Source organism: Acinetobacter sp. YH18001, assembly GCF_013416975.1.
Taxonomy (GTDB): Bacteria; Pseudomonadota; Gammaproteobacteria; order Pseudomonadales; family Moraxellaceae; genus Acinetobacter; species Acinetobacter pseudolwoffii.
The window spans coordinates 31,281-48,092 of sequence record NZ_VPEU01000022.1 but is presented as its reverse complement, the minus strand read 5'-3'; the positions used below and the strand labels follow the sequence as shown (position 1 = coordinate 48,092).

The 16,812-nt window shown below is 43.6% G+C and carries 20 protein-coding genes; 9 read left to right on the top strand and 11 right to left on the bottom strand.

What is annotated here, in order from left to right:
• The first annotated feature begins 737 nt into the window (after window positions 1-737).
• A complete protein-coding gene (gene nfsB, locus FTV48_RS08845; protein WP_005096739.1) occupies window positions 738-1,391 on the top strand; it encodes an oxygen-insensitive NAD(P)H nitroreductase in 654 nt (217 codons plus the stop codon).
• 106 nt (window positions 1,392-1,497) lie between these two features.
• The gene (locus FTV48_RS14945; RefSeq protein WP_253602642.1) at window positions 1,498-1,725 is read left to right on the top strand and encodes a hypothetical protein; all 228 of its coding nucleotides are present in this window, start codon (window positions 1,498-1,500) and stop codon (window positions 1,723-1,725) included.
• On the opposite strand, the gene FTV48_RS08835 is transcribed toward FTV48_RS14945, so the two are convergent.
• The 4 genes from FTV48_RS08835 to FTV48_RS08820 all read right to left on the bottom strand — a co-directional run bounded on the left by FTV48_RS08835 (window position 1,688) and on the right by FTV48_RS08820 (window position 5,407).
• Window positions 1,688-2,542 (bottom strand): DMT family transporter, encoded by an 855-nt coding sequence (locus tag FTV48_RS08835; protein WP_180000058.1) that lies wholly within the window; start codon window positions 2,540-2,542, stop codon window positions 1,688-1,690. The genes FTV48_RS14945 and FTV48_RS08835 overlap by 38 nt on opposite strands.
• Before the next feature lie 85 nt (window positions 2,543-2,627).
• Window positions 2,628-3,668, bottom strand: coding sequence for a class II fructose-bisphosphate aldolase (gene fba, locus FTV48_RS08830; RefSeq protein ID WP_005096736.1), 1,041 nt, complete (start codon window positions 3,666-3,668; stop codon window positions 2,628-2,630).
• 119 nt (window positions 3,669-3,787) lie between these two features.
• Entirely contained in the window at window positions 3,788-4,066 is a 279-nt protein-coding gene (locus FTV48_RS08825; RefSeq protein ID WP_005171152.1) for a hypothetical protein, read from the bottom strand.
• A 153-nt stretch (window positions 4,067-4,219) separates the two neighbouring features.
• Window positions 4,220-5,407: a phosphoglycerate kinase gene (locus FTV48_RS08820; RefSeq protein ID WP_180000056.1), complete on the bottom strand. Its 1,188-nt coding sequence runs from the start codon at window positions 5,405-5,407 to the stop codon at window positions 4,220-4,222.
• 139 nt (window positions 5,408-5,546) lie between these two features.
• Between FTV48_RS08820 and FTV48_RS08815 the strand changes: the two genes are divergently transcribed.
• The 3 genes from FTV48_RS08815 to FTV48_RS08805 are packed head-to-tail and all read left to right on the top strand — an operon-like array spanning window position 5,547 to window position 7,719.
• Window positions 5,547-5,930: a DUF2237 family protein gene (locus tag FTV48_RS08815; protein ID WP_005096732.1), complete on the top strand. Its 384-nt coding sequence runs from the start codon at window positions 5,547-5,549 to the stop codon at window positions 5,928-5,930.
• Window positions 5,930-6,523 (top strand): nucleoside triphosphate pyrophosphatase, encoded by a 594-nt coding sequence (locus tag FTV48_RS08810; RefSeq protein WP_180000054.1) that lies wholly within the window; start codon window positions 5,930-5,932, stop codon window positions 6,521-6,523. Before FTV48_RS08815 ends, FTV48_RS08810 begins: the two co-directional genes overlap by 1 nt.
• Before the next feature lie 26 nt (window positions 6,524-6,549).
• A complete protein-coding gene (locus FTV48_RS08805) occupies window positions 6,550-7,719 on the top strand; it encodes a cupin domain-containing protein (RefSeq protein ID WP_180000052.1) in 1,170 nt (389 codons plus the stop codon).
• 58 nt (window positions 7,720-7,777) lie between these two features.
• Here FTV48_RS08805 and FTV48_RS08800 read toward each other — a convergent pair whose 3' ends face one another.
• The 5 genes from FTV48_RS08800 to FTV48_RS08780 all read right to left on the bottom strand — a co-directional run bounded on the left by FTV48_RS08800 (window position 7,778) and on the right by FTV48_RS08780 (window position 12,681).
• Complete coding sequence (locus tag FTV48_RS08800) at window positions 7,778-9,700, bottom strand: ATP-binding protein (RefSeq protein ID WP_180000050.1); 1,923 nt, start codon at window positions 9,698-9,700, stop codon at window positions 7,778-7,780.
• Complete coding sequence (locus tag FTV48_RS08795) at window positions 9,700-10,383, bottom strand: response regulator transcription factor (protein WP_005096728.1); 684 nt, start codon at window positions 10,381-10,383, stop codon at window positions 9,700-9,702. Before FTV48_RS08795 ends, FTV48_RS08800 begins: the two co-directional genes overlap by 1 nt.
• Window positions 10,384-10,602: 219 nt before the next feature.
• Window positions 10,603-11,385 (bottom strand): glutathione S-transferase N-terminal domain-containing protein, encoded by a 783-nt coding sequence (locus FTV48_RS08790; protein ID WP_074382852.1) that lies wholly within the window; start codon window positions 11,383-11,385, stop codon window positions 10,603-10,605.
• A gap of 109 nt (window positions 11,386-11,494) precedes the next feature.
• Window positions 11,495-12,004, bottom strand: coding sequence for a ribonuclease E activity regulator RraA (gene rraA, locus FTV48_RS08785; RefSeq protein WP_180000048.1), 510 nt, complete (start codon window positions 12,002-12,004; stop codon window positions 11,495-11,497).
• An 11-nt stretch (window positions 12,005-12,015) separates the two neighbouring features.
• Window positions 12,016-12,681, bottom strand: a complete 666-nt coding sequence (locus FTV48_RS08780) for an NAD(P)H-binding protein (protein WP_100357128.1) — start codon at window positions 12,679-12,681, stop codon at window positions 12,016-12,018.
• A gap of 214 nt (window positions 12,682-12,895) precedes the next feature.
• On the opposite strand from FTV48_RS08780, the gene rpsT reads away from it, so the two are divergent.
• Entirely contained in the window at window positions 12,896-13,162 is a 267-nt protein-coding gene (rpsT, locus tag FTV48_RS08775) for a 30S ribosomal protein S20 (protein ID WP_005171172.1), read from the top strand.
• Between the two features lie 201 nt (window positions 13,163-13,363).
• A complete protein-coding gene (locus FTV48_RS08770) occupies window positions 13,364-13,804 on the top strand; it encodes a hypothetical protein (RefSeq protein WP_180000046.1) in 441 nt (146 codons plus the stop codon).
• Between the two features lie 85 nt (window positions 13,805-13,889).
• On the opposite strand, the gene FTV48_RS08765 is transcribed toward FTV48_RS08770, so the two are convergent.
• Both FTV48_RS08765 and FTV48_RS08760 read right to left on the bottom strand, forming a co-directional pair.
• On the bottom strand, window positions 13,890-14,624 hold the full coding sequence (locus FTV48_RS08765; RefSeq protein ID WP_034608526.1) for a phosphoglycerate mutase family protein: 735 nt from the start codon (window positions 14,622-14,624) through the stop codon (window positions 13,890-13,892).
• Window positions 14,625-14,684: 60 nt separating this feature from the next.
• Window positions 14,685-15,536 carry a 3'(2'),5'-bisphosphate nucleotidase CysQ gene (locus tag FTV48_RS08760; RefSeq protein ID WP_180000044.1) on the bottom strand — a complete coding sequence of 284 codons (852 nt, stop codon included), beginning with the start codon at window positions 15,534-15,536 and terminating at the stop codon, window positions 14,685-14,687.
• A 13-nt stretch (window positions 15,537-15,549) separates the two neighbouring features.
• Here FTV48_RS08760 and FTV48_RS08755 point away from each other — a divergent pair, with 13 nt between their 5' ends.
• Window positions 15,550-16,236, top strand: coding sequence for an HAD-IA family hydrolase (locus FTV48_RS08755; RefSeq protein WP_034608527.1), 687 nt, complete (start codon window positions 15,550-15,552; stop codon window positions 16,234-16,236).
• Window positions 16,229-16,669, top strand: coding sequence for an RNA-binding S4 domain-containing protein (locus FTV48_RS08750; RefSeq protein WP_005096718.1), 441 nt, complete (start codon window positions 16,229-16,231; stop codon window positions 16,667-16,669). Before FTV48_RS08755 ends, FTV48_RS08750 begins: the two co-directional genes overlap by 8 nt.
• Window positions 16,670-16,812 lie beyond the last annotated feature (143 nt).

Here is a 16,812-nt window from a genome sequence, read left to right as displayed (position 1 = left end):
TTCAAAATATTTACTCATAAAATGAGCTTTTTGTGACTGTACAAAGAGATTAAGAAAACCAAATTTGTATAATAATTCTGTAGTTACTAGATGTTATTCAAGCTCAAGCTTGAACCAAAAGTGAATCACAATTAGCTAGAAATAATAAAAGCGGGAACTATACCCACTCGAAGTGTTTATAAGTATACATGCTTATTTACTAGAAAGCAAACACACATTGTCATTACAAATAAAGACTAACCCTATTCTTTTAAATAATTATTTTGCACACTTTATCAGCGCTATTCTCTAAGCTATTTTTCGTACAAATTGTTCCTCTTTGTAGCGGTTCATTAACATTCACTTGGATTTAAATAACCAGATTATTCCTGATAGAAAATAAAAATCTCTACAGCCTATTCACTCAGATTCATTTCCGGCATTTTACAGTCCAATCCACCACGCGATTTTCTGCCAGGTCTTCAGTTGATCTTTAAAATAATTGTAAACTGCATTCACTGCCCCATTTGCACATTGCCGGCGATACTTACTCTTCCACGCTTCTTGCTAAAAAATGCCAATAGACAAAAACCGGGTTTTCATCTGATTCAACACTAAGTTTTGCTTGAATCTATATCAAGATCATTAAACAACAGACTTTGCCTGATGCTGTTTTATTGTAATAATCCCCAGATCTGAAAATTTTATAGACCCAGAGCATCTAACCTCATTTTATTTAAAAAAATTGGAGTCCATTGATGGATTTACTCAAGATCACACAGACCCGCTATGCCACCAAAGCCTATGATCCTAGCAAGAAAATCCCGGCAGCCCAGTTTGAACGTTTATTAGAAGTTTTGCGTTTTGCACCTTCTTCGATCAATATTCAGCCTTGGCATTTTTTTATTGCCGATCATGATGCCGCCAAACAGCGCATTGCCAAAGCCTTGATCGGTACTTATGCCTACAATGCACCCAAAGTTCTGGATTCTTCGCATACTATTTTATTTTGCACCAAAGCCGATATTAATGAGCTGCATCTGGAAAACTTACTGAATCGCGATGATCTCAGCGGGCGTTTTAAAGATGAATCGGCCAAAGAAGGTCAGAAAAACACCCGTGCAGGCTATATTCATTATTATCGTAATGAAAAAGGTGACATTCAGCGCTGGGCTGAAAATCAGACCTTTATTGCGCTCGGTCAGATGCTGTTGGCTGCCGGAATTGAAGGTGTCGATGCCACACCAATTGGCGGCTTTGATGAAGAGATAATTAGTGAAGAATTACAACTCGCAGAACAGGGTTTAATTCCCTCTGTCTTGCTGACTTTGGGTTATCGCAGTGAAAATGACTTCAATGCCAAACTGCCGAAATCACGTCTACCCGCTGAAGACATTTTCACCAAACTGTAAGGATCTTATGCTATAAAAGGGGCCAGGCGCCCCTTTCCATATCAGTTCGGGCCTATTTTTTGCTTTATTTAATTGTCATCCAATAGAATAACAATAGAGGTCATCTATGTCGCTCCTTACCTCCAAATCCCTGAAATTTGCATGCCATCATTGCGATAAAATTTATCTCCAACACTACCAAGATCAACAGCATCGTTATCCGCACTGTCCTGACTGCCAACAGGCGGGTTTACTGCTTGGACTGGCCGAAGCAGGCGACCTGCTCCGGCATCCGATTGAATTTGCATCTTCTTATGTCAAACAGACATTGCATAAGCTAGGCAAATCACACTAGTCAAGCCTAGCAGCAACCCTACAGTACTTGCAGGTTTGAGCCGCTCTTTAAAGAATACCAGACCTGCAATGACTCCAAACACCACCACCAGAATATTCATGCCGGCGAAGACGATCGCAGGTGAATCCTTGAGCAGCATATGGGCTTTGACATAGAAAGCAATATTGGCAAAATTCAGGACACCCAATAACAGACCAGCGCCTATATTCTGCATGGAGCCCAAGCTTTTATATTTGAATAACAGATAGCCCATCGAAATGATCAGGGCACAAACAAACATCAGATTCAGCGCCACGGCGAATTGCAAACCTAGACTGGTCGTATATTTCAACAATACATCAATCAATGCATAACCGACCCAGACCAAGCCCAGATACAACATGCCCTGACTGCCCTGTCCTGATCCTTGCCGATGTGAAAATAAAATACACAGCACTGCGCCAATACCTAGGGCAATACCGAGTATTTTCAGCTGATTAAACTGTTCCTGAAAAATAAAATAAGCCGCCGCCAGTGACAAGACTACAGAAAGCCGCTGGGCGATTTCTGTTTTTAAAATTCCAGCGCTTTCTAAGGCTTTGGCCAGCAACAGAAATACGCTCGGAAGCAAAATACCCAATGCCAGAATGAGGAACCATGGTGTCTGGCTTGGCGAAATATGCTGGATATCCGGCTTGAACCAGAAAAAGCACAACAAGCTGGCGGTGGCATAATTCCAGCTAATCATGTGGATCGGACTCAGCCCTCTGTTTTTGGCGACTTTTAATAATATTGAGACCACAACGCTACACAGCGCTGCTGCGAAAATCAGTTCCATATGCTGCTCTTATTCTTGATCTTTATCAGTCTACAAAAAAGCCCACATTCGCTGTGGGCTTTTTCTATAAATGATTCACTGGGAATTATTTATTATAGTACGACACCATTTTCTCTAAAGAAATTGGGCGAATCTTGTCTGCATTACCTGCAGTACCGAAAGCTTCGTAACGATCGATACAGATTTGCTTCATTGCGTCTACAGTTGCGCTGAAGAATTTACGTGGATCGAATTCGCTTGGTTTTTCTGCCATCATACGACGCATTGCACCTGTAGATGCTAAACGCAAGTCAGTATCGATGTTGATTTTACGCACGCCATGTTTGATCGCTTCAACCAGCTGCTCAACCGGAACACCATAAGTTTCCTTGATGTCGCCGCCATACTGGTTAATTACTGCCAACCACTCTTGTGGCACAGAGCTTGAACCGTGCATAACCAAATGCGTATTTGGAAGTGCCGCATGAATTTCTTTAATGCGGTCAATCGCCAGAATATCGCCTGTAGGTGGACGCGTAAATTTGTACGCACCGTGTGAAGTACCTACAGCAATCGCCAGCGCATCCACATTGGTATCTGCAACGAAACTACGTGCTTCTTCAACTGAAGTCAGGAGTTGAGAATGATCCAGTACGCCTTCTGCGCCCACGCCATCTTCTTCACCCGCCATACCTGTTTCAAGGCTACCTAAACAACCGATCTCACCTTCTACAGAAACGCCACATGCATGTGCCATTTGAACCGTACGACGAGTCACATCAACGTTGTATTCGTATGAAGTTGGGGTTTTGCCATCTTCACCAAGTGAGCCGTCCATCATCACTGATGAAAAGCCGAGCTGGATTGAACGTTGGCAAATGTCAGGGCTGGTTCCGTGGTCTTGGTGCATTACCACTGGAATATGTGGCCATTCTTCAATTGCAGCCAAAATCAGGTGACGCAAGAACGGAGCGCCTGCATATTTACGCGCACCCGCAGATGCTTGTACGATAACAGGTGAATTGGTTGCATCTGCTGCAAGCATAATTGCACGCATTTGTTCTAAGTTGTTTACGTTAAATGCTGGTACGCCGTAAGCATGTTCGCCGGCGTGATCCAAGAGCTGGCGCAATGAAATAAGAGCCATAATATCCTCCCAGTGAATGCCACATATTCTACATGTTCAAAGGTTTCAATTCAGCAACAAATAACACTATTTAAAAAAAATCCCTGCTTTTGCAGGGATTTTATCTCACATGCACTGGATTAAGGTGCTACAGGCTCAGAAGTCGCTGTAACTGACTGGTCTGCAGTTGCTTCATCTGCTGGCGCATTGGCAATTTCAGCTGGAATATCGGTATTTTTTTCATCTAAAACTGGCTGGTCAATAGCATCAATGGCTGCTTGCTGCTCTGGCGTTATAGTCTCATTGGCCACTGCTGCCGAGCTTTCTGTTTCAGCGACCGGTGCATTTTCCTGTTTCGCACATGCAGTCAGTGCCAATGATGCAGCGAATAAAGCCGCCAAAGTTAACTGTTTTTTCATCACGTGATCTCATCATTTGGTGATTTAATGACTGCATCTTATGACAGATTTATTGCATTTTCATGACGAAGCCATGAAGGGTAAGTTTTCATTGTCAAAAAAATGACATAAAAAAGCTGGCACTTGGCCAGCTTTTTAGCTTAGGACATGCAATCAAGCACGTTCTAAGAGTACGGCAACTGCAGGAAGGGTTTTACCTTCAACGAATTCGAGGAATGCACCACCACCCGTAGAAATATAGCCAATTTTATCTGCTACTTCGTACTTGTCGATTGCAGCTAATGTGTCACCACCACCCGCGATCGAGAAACCGGCAGATTCAGCAATCGCTAAAGATAAAGTTTTGGTACCTTCGCCGAATTGATCGACTTCAAACACACCCACCGGGCCATTCCAGAGAATGGTTTTAGAGGTTTTCAGGATTTCTGCAAATGCTTTCGCAGTTTCCGGACCTACATCCAGAATCATGTCGTTATCAGCAACATCGGCAACATTTTTCACAGTTGCTTTCGCAGCAGCCAATGAACCCAGGAAATCTTCAAAGTTGATTTCAGAAGCATCGGCAACCACAACGTCAGTTGGAAGTGGCACTGATACTTTTGCAGCAATGGCTTTTGCAGTATCGATCAGATCTTTTTCACACAGTGACTTACCAACGTTATAGCCTGCCGCAGCAAGGAAAGTATTGGCAATACCACCACCCACGATCAATTGATCGCAGATGTCAGACAGTGAAGTCAACACATCAAGTTTAGTCGATACTTTAGAACCCGCAACAATTGCCACCATTGGCTTTTCAGGTGTCTTAAGTGCACGGCCTAGTGCATCAAGTTCAGCTGCCAATAAAGGACCTGCTGCTGCAACTTTAGCAAGACGCGCTACGCCTTCAGTCGATGCTTCTGCACGGTGCGCTGTACCGAATGCATCCATCACGAATACATCACACAGCGCTGCATATTTTGCAGCAAGTTCAGGATTGTTTTTCTTCTCACCAACGTTAAAACGGCAGTTCTCAAGTAACACAACTTGACCCGGCTGAACCTCAACGCCATCTAGGTAGTCGGTCAATAATTTTACGTCTTGACCCAAAGCTTCAGTCAAGTAAGCCGCTACAGGTGCAAGCGATTGTTCAGCTTTAGGCTCACCTTCAACCGGACGACCAAGGTGAGAATACACCATCACTGCAGCGCCTTTTTCAACTGCTGCTTGAATGGTTGGCAATGCTGCACGAAGACGCGCATCGCTGGTGATCACACCATTTTTAACAGGAACGTTTAAATCTTCACGGATCAGAACACGTTTCCCTGCTAAATCGAGGTCAGTCATACGCTGAAAGTTCATGTAGAGCTCACTTTATAGATATTAAAACCAGCCGATTTTAAATGATTATGCAGAAAAAGGTTAGCATCTTTTGCAGAAAACATTCTGAATGCCAAAGTTTTGTTATGATAGAAAAAAGCTTCTTTTAGATTCAGTGCCTATGTCGATACATCCTGATCCAAATCTTAACCGTTTGAATGTGTTAGGTGAGCCTTTATCAAGCTGCTGCTTCGATCCGATTACCGGTTATTTCCGCAATGGCTTTTGCCATACTGCGACCACTGATCTGGGGCAGCATACGGTATGCGCGCAGATGACGTCGGAATTTCTCAATTTCTCGCAAAAAGTGGGCAATGACCTGATCACACCTTTGCCAGAGCTGGACTTCCCTGGCCTGCAACCCGGTGATTTCTGGTGCCTCTGCGTGACACGCTGGGTCGAAGCCTATGAAGCAGGTCAAGCCCCCCCGATCAAGCTGCAAGCCTGCCATAAAGCGGTGCTGTCTTATGTACCTTTAAATATTCTTGAGGAATATGCTGTCTAATGAATGCTGTACAGATTATTTTGGCATCCTCCAGCCAAACCCGTAAAGAGTTGATGGATCGCCTGCATATTGATTATATTTCTCTAGTACCGGATATCGATGAGTCTCCTCGCGGTGAAAATCACGCAGATGATTTGGCCAAGCGGCTGGCTTTTGAGAAAGCCAAATATATTGCTGAGAAAAATCCTGAAGCGATTGTGATTGGTTCGGATCAGGTGGCATGGCGTGAAGGCGCACCAGATATTTTTATTGGCAAACCTTTAACCCCTGAAAAAGCCATTCGCCAGTTACAGGCCAATTCGGACAAGATTGTCTATTTTAGTACTGCACTCAGTGTGCAACAGCAGGCTACTGGTTATGAACGAACGCTGGTCGAGCACTATAAAGTCAAGTTCCGTAAACTGTCCAAAGCCGAAATTGAACGTTATGTCGCGATTGAACAGCCACTGCATTGTGCCGGCAGTTTCAAATGTGAAAGCCTCGGCATCAGCCTGTTTGAAGAAATGATCGGGCAAGACCAGACCACTTTGATGGGCATGCCGATGATCAAGCTGTGTCACATTCTTCGTGAATTGAAAATTTTAGTTCCTTAATCTCCCCTTAATTCAGGCTGTAATCTATGTCTCAACCTTTAGACGTTTTAGGCGGAATCACCGCTGAACAATTTTTGAGTGAATACTGGCAAAAAAAACCGTTACTGGTGCGTAATGCGATGCCTGAAATCGCCAATCTGCTTGAACCTGATGACGTGATGGAACTTGCGCTTGAGGAACATGTCACTGCGCGTTTAATCAAGCAAAAAGACCGTGATCCGAATCAGTGGAGCGTGAAATCTTCGCCTTTACTTAAAGCTGATTTTCAGAAAATGCCCAAGCTGTGGACACTTTTGGTTCAGGCGGTAGATCATTATTCATTTGACCTGTCGGAAATGTGGAAAAAGTTCCCGTTTATTCCGCAATGGCGCCGCGATGACATCATGGTGTCTTATGCACCTCAAGGCGGCTCTGTAGGAAAGCACTTTGATTTTTACGATGTCTTTCTGGTACAAGGCTACGGGCATCGTCGCTGGCAGCTCGGACAAATGTGTGATGCCGAAACTGCATTGGTTCCGGGTCAGCCACTGAAATTATTGCCTGAAATTGAGGTGAATTTTGACGAAGTTCTGGCACCTGGCGACTTGCTGTATGTGCCACCTGGTTTGGCGCATTACGGCGTTGCAGAAGATGATTGTCTAACCTTTTCCTTTGGCTTTCGTATGCCAAATGTGAGCGATATGATGGATCGTGTCGGTGATAAATTTTCTGAGAATGAAAGTTTACGCAATCCACTGGTTGATATTATTCGTGACCAAGTCGGGGCCATTGGTGAAGTCAGCGGCAATGAGCTGGAATATCTAAAAGAACAGATCATGCAGCAACTGCATAATTCGAATGTTTTAGAAGATGCCATTATGACTTTAATGTCAGAACCCAAATATCCAGAGAACCTTCCGGAAGCGGAAGAAATCGGCACAGGTGATCTGGAAGAAGCACTGGATCAGGGTTATAGCCTGATGCTCGAACCGGCTTCACGCCTGCTCTACACCGAAGCAGACGGCGATGTTCTGTTCTGGGCCAATGGTGAAGGGATTGAAATCTCTGAGGCATTTAGCACAAAACTCAAGCAGCTTGCAGACGGTGAAATCATATTGCTGGATGAAAACTTCGCTGATGAAGATATTCTGGAAGATGTCGCGGCATTATTAAATGATGCGGTACTGATGCTGGTTCCGCCAGCAGAACAAGACTAATTCTAAGCTAAAGCCAAATAAAAAGAGGATTAAATAATCCTCTTTTTATTTGCAAAGATTAGGGTTGATAGAGCTCCAATACGACCTGAATCACTGTATGCCCTTTCTCAGACTCAATCTGAAACACGCCTCCCATACGTTCGACCCGCATTTTCATGCTGCGCATCCCAATACTCAGACCATTTTTTTGCACTATTTCAGCATCAAACCCAACGCCATTGTCCTGAATACTTAAAGTGAGTTGATGTGGCAGAAAATATTCCAGACTGACTTTCGCCTGACTGGCCTGACTGTGCTTAATGATATTGGTCAGACTTTCTTCGACCACCCGAATCAGGGTCAAACATTGCAATGCGGTCGGTTCACGCTGCCAGACTTTTGGAAATAACCATTCAACCTCAATATTTATCTCTTCCAGCAACTGGGTAAAACGATAACGTACCGGGGCAATCCAGAGTAGTGGGGTTTCCGGTACTTTATTTTCGATAGACGAACCACTATCAATGATTTGTCTGAGATCATCTCTGAGCAATTTCAGCATGGAAAGAAACTGTCGGTTGGGAATGCTGTCAGTACTCTGATCGACCAGAATCATAGAGCGCACAATCGAGCCTCCTAGCCCATCATGCAGTTCATGCGATAAGTTAATCCGCTCCTGTAAGCGGACATTATCCAGCTCCAGTTGATGTTTATCGTTCAGGCTTTTATTCAGATCAGCGCCGACCTGCTGGACTTTACGTTCTAGCTGGCTATTAAATTTTTCGATTTTCCTGACATTACGATTCAACCGCGTGGCCATAATCAGTACCACAAACAGGGTAATAATTGGTGAGGTATAGGGTGATAAAGGTGAAAAATCACTAATTGCCGTTTGACTTAAAATGATCAGATCTACGATTACACATAACAAAATCCCCCACAGACACAGCATCAGGAAAAGATATTCCCCATTGCGGGTTTTCAGTGCCTGATAGCTCACATAAATAATACAGCTTATAAATAATCCCACATAGAAAATAAATGCTGTGCCCAGTACCTGCCCCAGATAATCCAAGGAACTCATCACAATCAGCAGAGCAAATAAAAGCGTGATCAGGATAAATCCCCGCTCCACATATTTAAATCTCTGTTTTAAAAAGCGGATCAAATACAGACTAAAACAGTGGATATAGGCAATAAAACAAAGCATATTGGCTTTGCTGGCCGCGATGCTGGAGCGAAACGGAAAGCTTTCTGTGGTCAGCATATTGGAAATAAACAGAATCCATAGGAATGAACTGAGTGCCAGCCAGCCAAAGGTGGTTTCTGAACGTCGAAATTGCCAGACAATGAAGCAGATGATCCCAATCATTGCTGAGAAAATCATATTCATCTGAAACAGCGTGCGGCGATCCCAGATTTCGCCTAAATGCTTCTGGCTATTGACCAGCACATTATTAAATTCAATTTTACCCAGTCCGGCGTTCTGAAAACTATAACCCTGTACATAAACCAGAATTTCATTGCTGTCCTTGTTTAAGCCACTGATGGGCAAAATCCAGTAACGCGGCATATTCCAACTTTTTGACAATGGCTCTTGCAGGTGTTGATCTGACCAGAGTAAATCACCATTCAGGAACACGGCGCCGGCCGAATTAATATAATCAATGGAAAAGGCAATCGGTTCTGCAAGACGAATATTGTCTTGGCATGACCAGTTCCAAACAATTTTATACCAGGCCCCACCATGATAATCTTTCCAATTACGCTGCCAGTTATCCGGTAAACTGACACTTTGCCAGCCAGATGCAGGCATCTGGCTAGGATTTTGCACCTGAACCTTTTGAATGTAGTCAATCTTTACATCACAGAGATCATTGACCTGAAAATGGTCTTGCGCCTGACTCATACCACTTAACAGACACAGCCAGCAGCAAAAGAGCAAAATACCGATCCATTGCAATCTCTGTCGCTGCCTGCTTCCAGAACGAGCTGGATGCATCACAGAATTCCTAAATGCCGTGCGGTACTGACTGCCTTGGTACGCCGACTGACGGACAGTTTCCGGTAAATATGCTTGATATGACTTTCGACGGTATAACGTGACACACAAAGTTGCTCGGCAATCTCTCGATTACTCAGGCCTTGTGCGACCAGTGACAGAATTTCTTTTTCCCGATGGGTCAGCACTTCCTGCTCGGCATCCGAATGGTTGCGTTCGACTGGTGGTGATGAAGCAGGTATAGAAATCTGCTTGAGAATTTCCCGCGCAATAAAAGGATCAATTGGCGCGCCACCCCGTAAAATACTGCGGATCGCCAAAGTGACCTCCACATCATCGCGTTCTTTTAATACATAACCGGTGGCACCCGCCTGAATTGCAGTAAATAAACTGTTTTGCGTACTCCAGGCCGAAACCACCAAAATCAGAGTTTGTGCGTCATTTTCGCGAATTTTTTCAATAATCGAAATCCCACTCCCATCTGGCAGCCCCAAATCGACCAATGCCAGTGAAATCGGCTGTTGTTTTAAAATGAAATATGCTTCTTTAAGATTATTGGCAAAGAGCAGAACATCTTCGCTATAGCCCAAATTGGTTAATATAATTTTTAAACGTCGTTGAATGACATACTCATCTTCAACGATTAATACAGGTACTGGCAAGACTGCCTCTAGTGCTGTCATAAGCACGCCCCTTATATTTATTGTTATGTTACCTTGAAGAGTAAAATATAACCAAAAAAACTCTAAAAATCATGATTTATTTCATTTTTATGCTATTTCTTTCTAGCCTCATAGGGATATTCTAAATACCGTCTGCTTAAAACCAGCATAAAAAATGCCATCTACGCAGTGAATGGCATTTCTTAAGCACAATTTTAGAATTTTAATAGGCTGAATATTTTAAGCGGCGCCGTATTGCTGTTTTAAATATTTTACAATCTCAGCTGATTCAAACATATTCACGCCTGTATTTGGATCGACCAGATAAGGAACCTGAATATTATTTCCCATCATTTCAAATAAATGTTCACGCTTCCCGCCTGGTAGTGGTTCATATTTCCCTGGTCTTAAGCGCAACTTGGCTGGCCCATAATCCTGCCAGCGTTCTTTGGCGACATTGTGAAAAATAAAGGGAACTTCCAGCTCACTCAAAACGGCACGTACGATCCGGGTATAAGGACTGGCCTCAAAACCCCATAATTCTAGTAACTGTTCAGGTGTTGGCCGATCCTTGATCTTGGGATTCACCATTCCTCCGCGTAAACCGTTGATGACCGTGCCAGCAATTGCAGCCACCGGAATTTTGGGATAGTGAGCATATTTTTTGGGTGTCTTGCCTGTTTTGCCATAGTGCTTGAACAGATGATGAATAATATCTTGCGATTCATAAAGTCGATCGCCCGTATTTTCATCTACCAGAAATGGAAACTGGAGTTTTCCGCCTAATTGCTGAACTTCGGGACGAAAATGAGTACCACCCCGTGGACATGGATAGACTTCATAATCCAGATTCAGCAAAGTCATGACTTCACGCACCCGGCGACAAAATGGCGAACCCTCATATTCATAGAGCTTTAAGGCTTTTTCAGGCTGATTCGGAAATGGTGTACCGACCATGCCACGTCCACCTTGAGCGACTGCAGAGGCCAAAGCTTGTGCAACTTTAATTTGATGACCCAACATAATATTTTCCTGTTTTTGTTTTATTCAACTGAAAGACAGAATGTAAGCATCCTGTCTTTCGCGGTATAGATCAGTTTTGTTGTTATTCTTTAATGTAACACTTGGCCAATTAAGCCACTAAGGCTGTTTTAGAGACCACAATGCCATTATTGTCTGCATAGACATAATCGCCAGCATTAAACGTGACTCCACCAAAACAGAGGGTGATATCCACCTCACCCACGCCCTTGCGATTGCTCTTCTGTGGAATAGCCGCCAATGCATGTACACCAAGGTCTAATTCAGCAATCGCATCGACATCACGCACACAACCATAAATAATCACACCATTCCAGTGATTTTTGACCGCAGATTCCGCAATCAGGTCACCCATCAAGGCACAGCGCATCGATGCACCGCCATCGACCACCAGTACCTTGCCTGTTCCACCTGTGGCCAGTAACTCTTTCACCCGGGAGTTATCTTCAAAACATTTCACCGTCACAATCTGACCGCCAAAGGTTTTACGGGCGCCATAACTCTTAAAAAATTTACCGTCAAGACAAGGTGTCACCACTTGAAGCTCTAATTCCGGATGATCATCTAATAAGTCACAGGTGACAAATACTGCTGTAGACACGGTGTTTCCCCTCATTTCATTTTTTGTATGCGTAAATTATCATAAATTTCAAATTTTACCGTCTGAGTCAGCGCGGCCTCGACCATAGTATGAGCTACCTGCTCGGCTGTCACTGGCTTATAAGCAAAACCATCCGGAATAAAACGCGATATTTTATGATAAACCTGCTGTGCGGCATCCTCCAAAAAACGCTGCTCGGGACGTTCGCCAATTAATAATGAAGGGCGAATCAGGCTGATTTTATCCAGACTCAAGGTCTGTACATATTCTTCTAGCTGGCCTTTAACCTGATTATAATAAAAATGAGACTGGGAGTTGGCGCCCATCGCACTCAACAGCAAGTAATGCGCTGAAGTCTGTTGCAGCAATTCGGCAAAATGGGCATTAATGGTATAATCAATATTATAAAAGGCCTGCTTGGATCCGGCTTGTTTCATGGTACTGCCCAAACAGCTAAAACCGTGACTGTGCTCGCTGACATCCTGATCATTCAGCATCAGGAAATCTTCAAGTACCAATTGCTGGACTTTATCCAAACTATCCAGATCATTTTGATATTTTCTGACCACTGCAGTAATCTGCTGGCAAGTTGGCTCGTCTTGCAGACGTTTTAAGAGTTGTTTTCCCACCAAACCGGTGGCACCTATGACGATGGGATGAATCAGCGATTTAGTCATTTTTTATACGATCTCCTAGGTAGAATACTAATCTAACGTTTTCTTTAGAATTTTTCTGCATCTAAAATGTTGTCAAAGCATGTCAAGACTTGACTTCGGTGCTCAGTTTAATCAAAATATGGCACTTGTTTACGGGCTGGTGATAATTCCTCTGATGATGGTTTTCAGTTGAGTTTCAGCCCGCCCAGACCAATCTATTTCAAGGAGTGCACGAGTGGCAAACTCTGCTCAAGCTAAAAAACGTGCTCGTCAAAACGTTAAAGCACGCAAACACAACGCAAGCTTGCGTTCTATGGTTCGTACCTATCTTAAACGTACATTAGCTGCTATCGGCACTAATGACTATGCTGTTGCTACTGAAGCGTACAAAACGCTTGTTCCAGTAATCGACCGCATGGCTGACAAAGGCATCATCCATAAAAACAAAGCAGCTCGTCACAAGAGCCGCTTGAACGCACAAGTTAAAGCATTAGCTAACTAATTTGTTGCAATGAAAAAAGCCCTTTTTAGGGCTTTTTTTGTGTCTGCTAAAAACTGATTCTGTATTTTTCTCATTTTTATTTTCAATTTTTTACTCTGATACAATCCCATATAAAAATTATGGTATTCTAAATCATATTGCTTACATCACTATAATTTTAAGCTTGTCACTATTTTGCTGGCTGTGAAGGGAATAAAAACCATGATTACAAAATATTTACCATCTTTAGAGAAGTTTCTAGCAATCGAACAGCAATATATTGAATACTTTAAGACCCAAGGTGAAAAAGACATTTTAGGCCGGGTGATTTCCAATATGAAAGGCACTGCTGAACTTCAGGCATCTCAAGGCGTAGATGCCTGGTTAGGCTATGGTGTGTATTTGCCCGCAGTAGAATATATCTTTGCCCGATATAACGGTGAAAATGAAGTAGATTTTTATATACGCACCAGCTATCCCCAACAAGTCGTTGCAGCTTACAGCCTTCCGGAACATGACATCGCAACACTGATCGCCGCCGACAAATATAGTCGCATTCATCAGCAACAGGTTCCAGTCAATAGTCCTCTTTGGCCGCTGAATGATACAGGTGACCTGCTTGATCTCAATGCCTATCCTCAGCGTTTAAAAGCCAATATTTAGAAAAAAACAGACCTATATGTAAAAAGCCCAATCATATCTACGATTGGGCTTCCTTTATGATAAATGAATACCTATTGAATTAAAATTACTGGGAACGCTTAAAATCAGCAATATCCAGCTCATGTACCTGACCACGCCAGATCCATTTCAGTTTTGATTCCAGAAAAACATCGCCCTCGAACCAGACAAACAGACCTTCCATCATTTTAGGCCAGTCTTCTCGGCTGATGTCCTGACGCCCGGACATTACGGCAATCATCGCTGCCAGAATCGTGTCATGACTGACCGCCAGACTCAGCCCATACTTATTTTGCGGATGGGTGTTATAAATCAGTTCCAGCACATCCACCACACCATGAATCGGCTGTTTCATCCCCGGCAAGGCATTATTCACAAAACTGTTCACAAAACCGAGAGCGCCCTGCTTGGCAAAATAAGGACCGGCTTTTTGAATATCCAGCACAAAACTGCCCGGCTCGACCAGCAATCCCTGTTCGATAATTTCAATACGATGGGTATTCTGCTCAGGGGTAACCGCATCCGCACCTTCAATCATGAGCGCAGCAGTATCAATACAGCGCTGGATCGGGCTCGAAATACAGTGATGAATTACACGATCTGTCTGATCAGCCAGATAAGCGCCCCATTCCTGTGCCAGATCCCGCCCCTGACCAGTCAATTGCAGGTCATAACCTGCCAGACCTTGACCCGGAACATCTTCACGAACCGAATGGCGTGTGAATAAGGTGACAGGCGTCTGTACATCAGGCAATAAATCAATTGCACTTAACATACTCGGTGGAAGCAGTTTCAGGGACACGTGACAGCCAACTGGATTGGTAATGAGTTAATCATCACTATACCATGCTCAGGATTTTGCTCAATGCTCGGCCTGCATGTCAGCCACCGCCTGTAATGCAATATTTTTCATATTATTATTTTTATAGGCAATAAATCCGCCATTGAGCAAGGTATCGCGATGATTATAAATAAATGGCCGTCCTTTTAAATCGACCAAACCACCACCAATCCGTTCCAGCATACATTGACCAGCACTAGTGTCCCATTCCGAAGTCGGATGAAAACGTGGATAGATATCCACCTGATCTTCCAGCATCATACAAAACTTGTAGGCGCTGCCCGCTTTGAACTCTGTATATTCGGTAAGTTTGGCCAGATGCTGTAAATAGTCGACATATTTCGGTTTCTGCTGGCTACTTTGACTCAGACCAATCGCAATTCTTTGGTCTGTTGGCGCTGCTTCATAGCCAAACCACGTATCTCGCTGAAGGTCATATTTATAAGGTAGCCCCTGCTCTGCACAGAAATAAATCATTTGCTGTTCTGGTACTGCCAATATGGCAAAAGTCGTCAAACTTCCACGAACCAAACTCAAATTGATGGTGAATTCAGGCCGCTGATGCAAAAACTCCTTGGTGCCGTCTAGCGGATCTAATAACCAGAATTCTGGCCATGAACGACGCTCATGTTCTTGGCCCTCTTCTGACAATAAAGGCAGGTCTGAAATATCTACCAAAGCCTGAGTTAGAAAAGTATTGACCCTTAAGTCTGCCTGAGTTACCGGAGAATTATCATTTTTTTGGATGACATCAAAAGCCGCACCAGAACAATAACGCTGATATTCTTCTCGCAAAATTTCACAGGCTTGTGTCAAAATGGGCACAAACTGCAAAATCATCGGATCTTGTGGTGCTGCTATTGCTTTAAACATAGAAAACCTAAATATGTCAAAATGCTCTGAAAAACCTACCATAATTTTCGATATGGATGGAACTTTACTTGATCTTGCCTACGATGATTTCATCTGGAATGAGTTGCTGCCTGTGCGTTATGCTGCCACACATGGCTGTAGCATGGAACACAGTCAGGCGACCCTCTCCGCATTCTATCAGGAACATAATCATACCCTAAACTGGTACTCCTCACGCTTCTGGACGGCTAAAGTCGAAGTTGATGTTCTGGCGATGCAGATTGAACATAAAGACAAAGTCGCCTTACGCCCGTATTGTCTCGAATTACTGGATTATCTGAAAACGAATGGCTACCCGATCTGGCTGGCCACCAATGCCGATTGTGCCGGACTGGCCTTTAAACTGGATCACTTAAATTTAAGCCATTATTTTGATGTGATTGTCAGTTCAGAAACGATTGGGCATGCTAAAGAATTTGTTGAATTCTGGCAAGGCTTGAATGCCATGCATCCCTTCGATCCGCAACATGCTTATTTTATTGATGATACCGAAAAAGTCCTGAATGGTGCCAAAGCCTACGGGATTGAAAACCTGTTCAGTATCCAGCACCCCTCCTCGGCCAAAGTCGCACGCGAGACTTGCAATTATCCGATGCTGCACCAATTAACAGATTTAATCACTTATTTAAATCAGGCTGAGGTAGAGAAAAAATATGCGTAAATCGTCTTTACCCGAAGATGCGGTAGGCATGCGTATAGACAAATGGCTTTGGGCAGCACGGTTTTTCAAGACCCGTTCCATTGCCAAACATGCAATTGAAGGTGGTAAAGTCCACCACAATGGTGAACGTGTCAAAGTATCACGCGAAGTCCGTGTTGGCATGGAACTGACGATTCAGCAAGGCATCGACAAGAAAACCGTCCTGGTGAAAGAACTTTCTGATGTTCGCGGCCCTGCACCTGTGGCACAAAAACTGTATGAAGAAACCGAAGTCAGTATTGCTCGACGGGAATTGATTACCTCACAAAGAAAGTTGCATAATCTAGCTCGTCCCGATCATCGTCCAAGCAAGAAAGATCGCCGGGATATCAGTAAATTTAAAAATGAAAATAGTCAGAGTTTTGATCAGTCATGGTCGTATAATGACGATTAAATTCAAGCGTCAGAATGTGTCGTACATGCGCTGACATTGATAGAACACTAGGGAAAATTCTGTCACTATACGCCTGTGGAACAAAGCTCTAATTTAAGACATCCACTTGAGTACTAACTGAGTGACATCGTATTGAGGTTGTA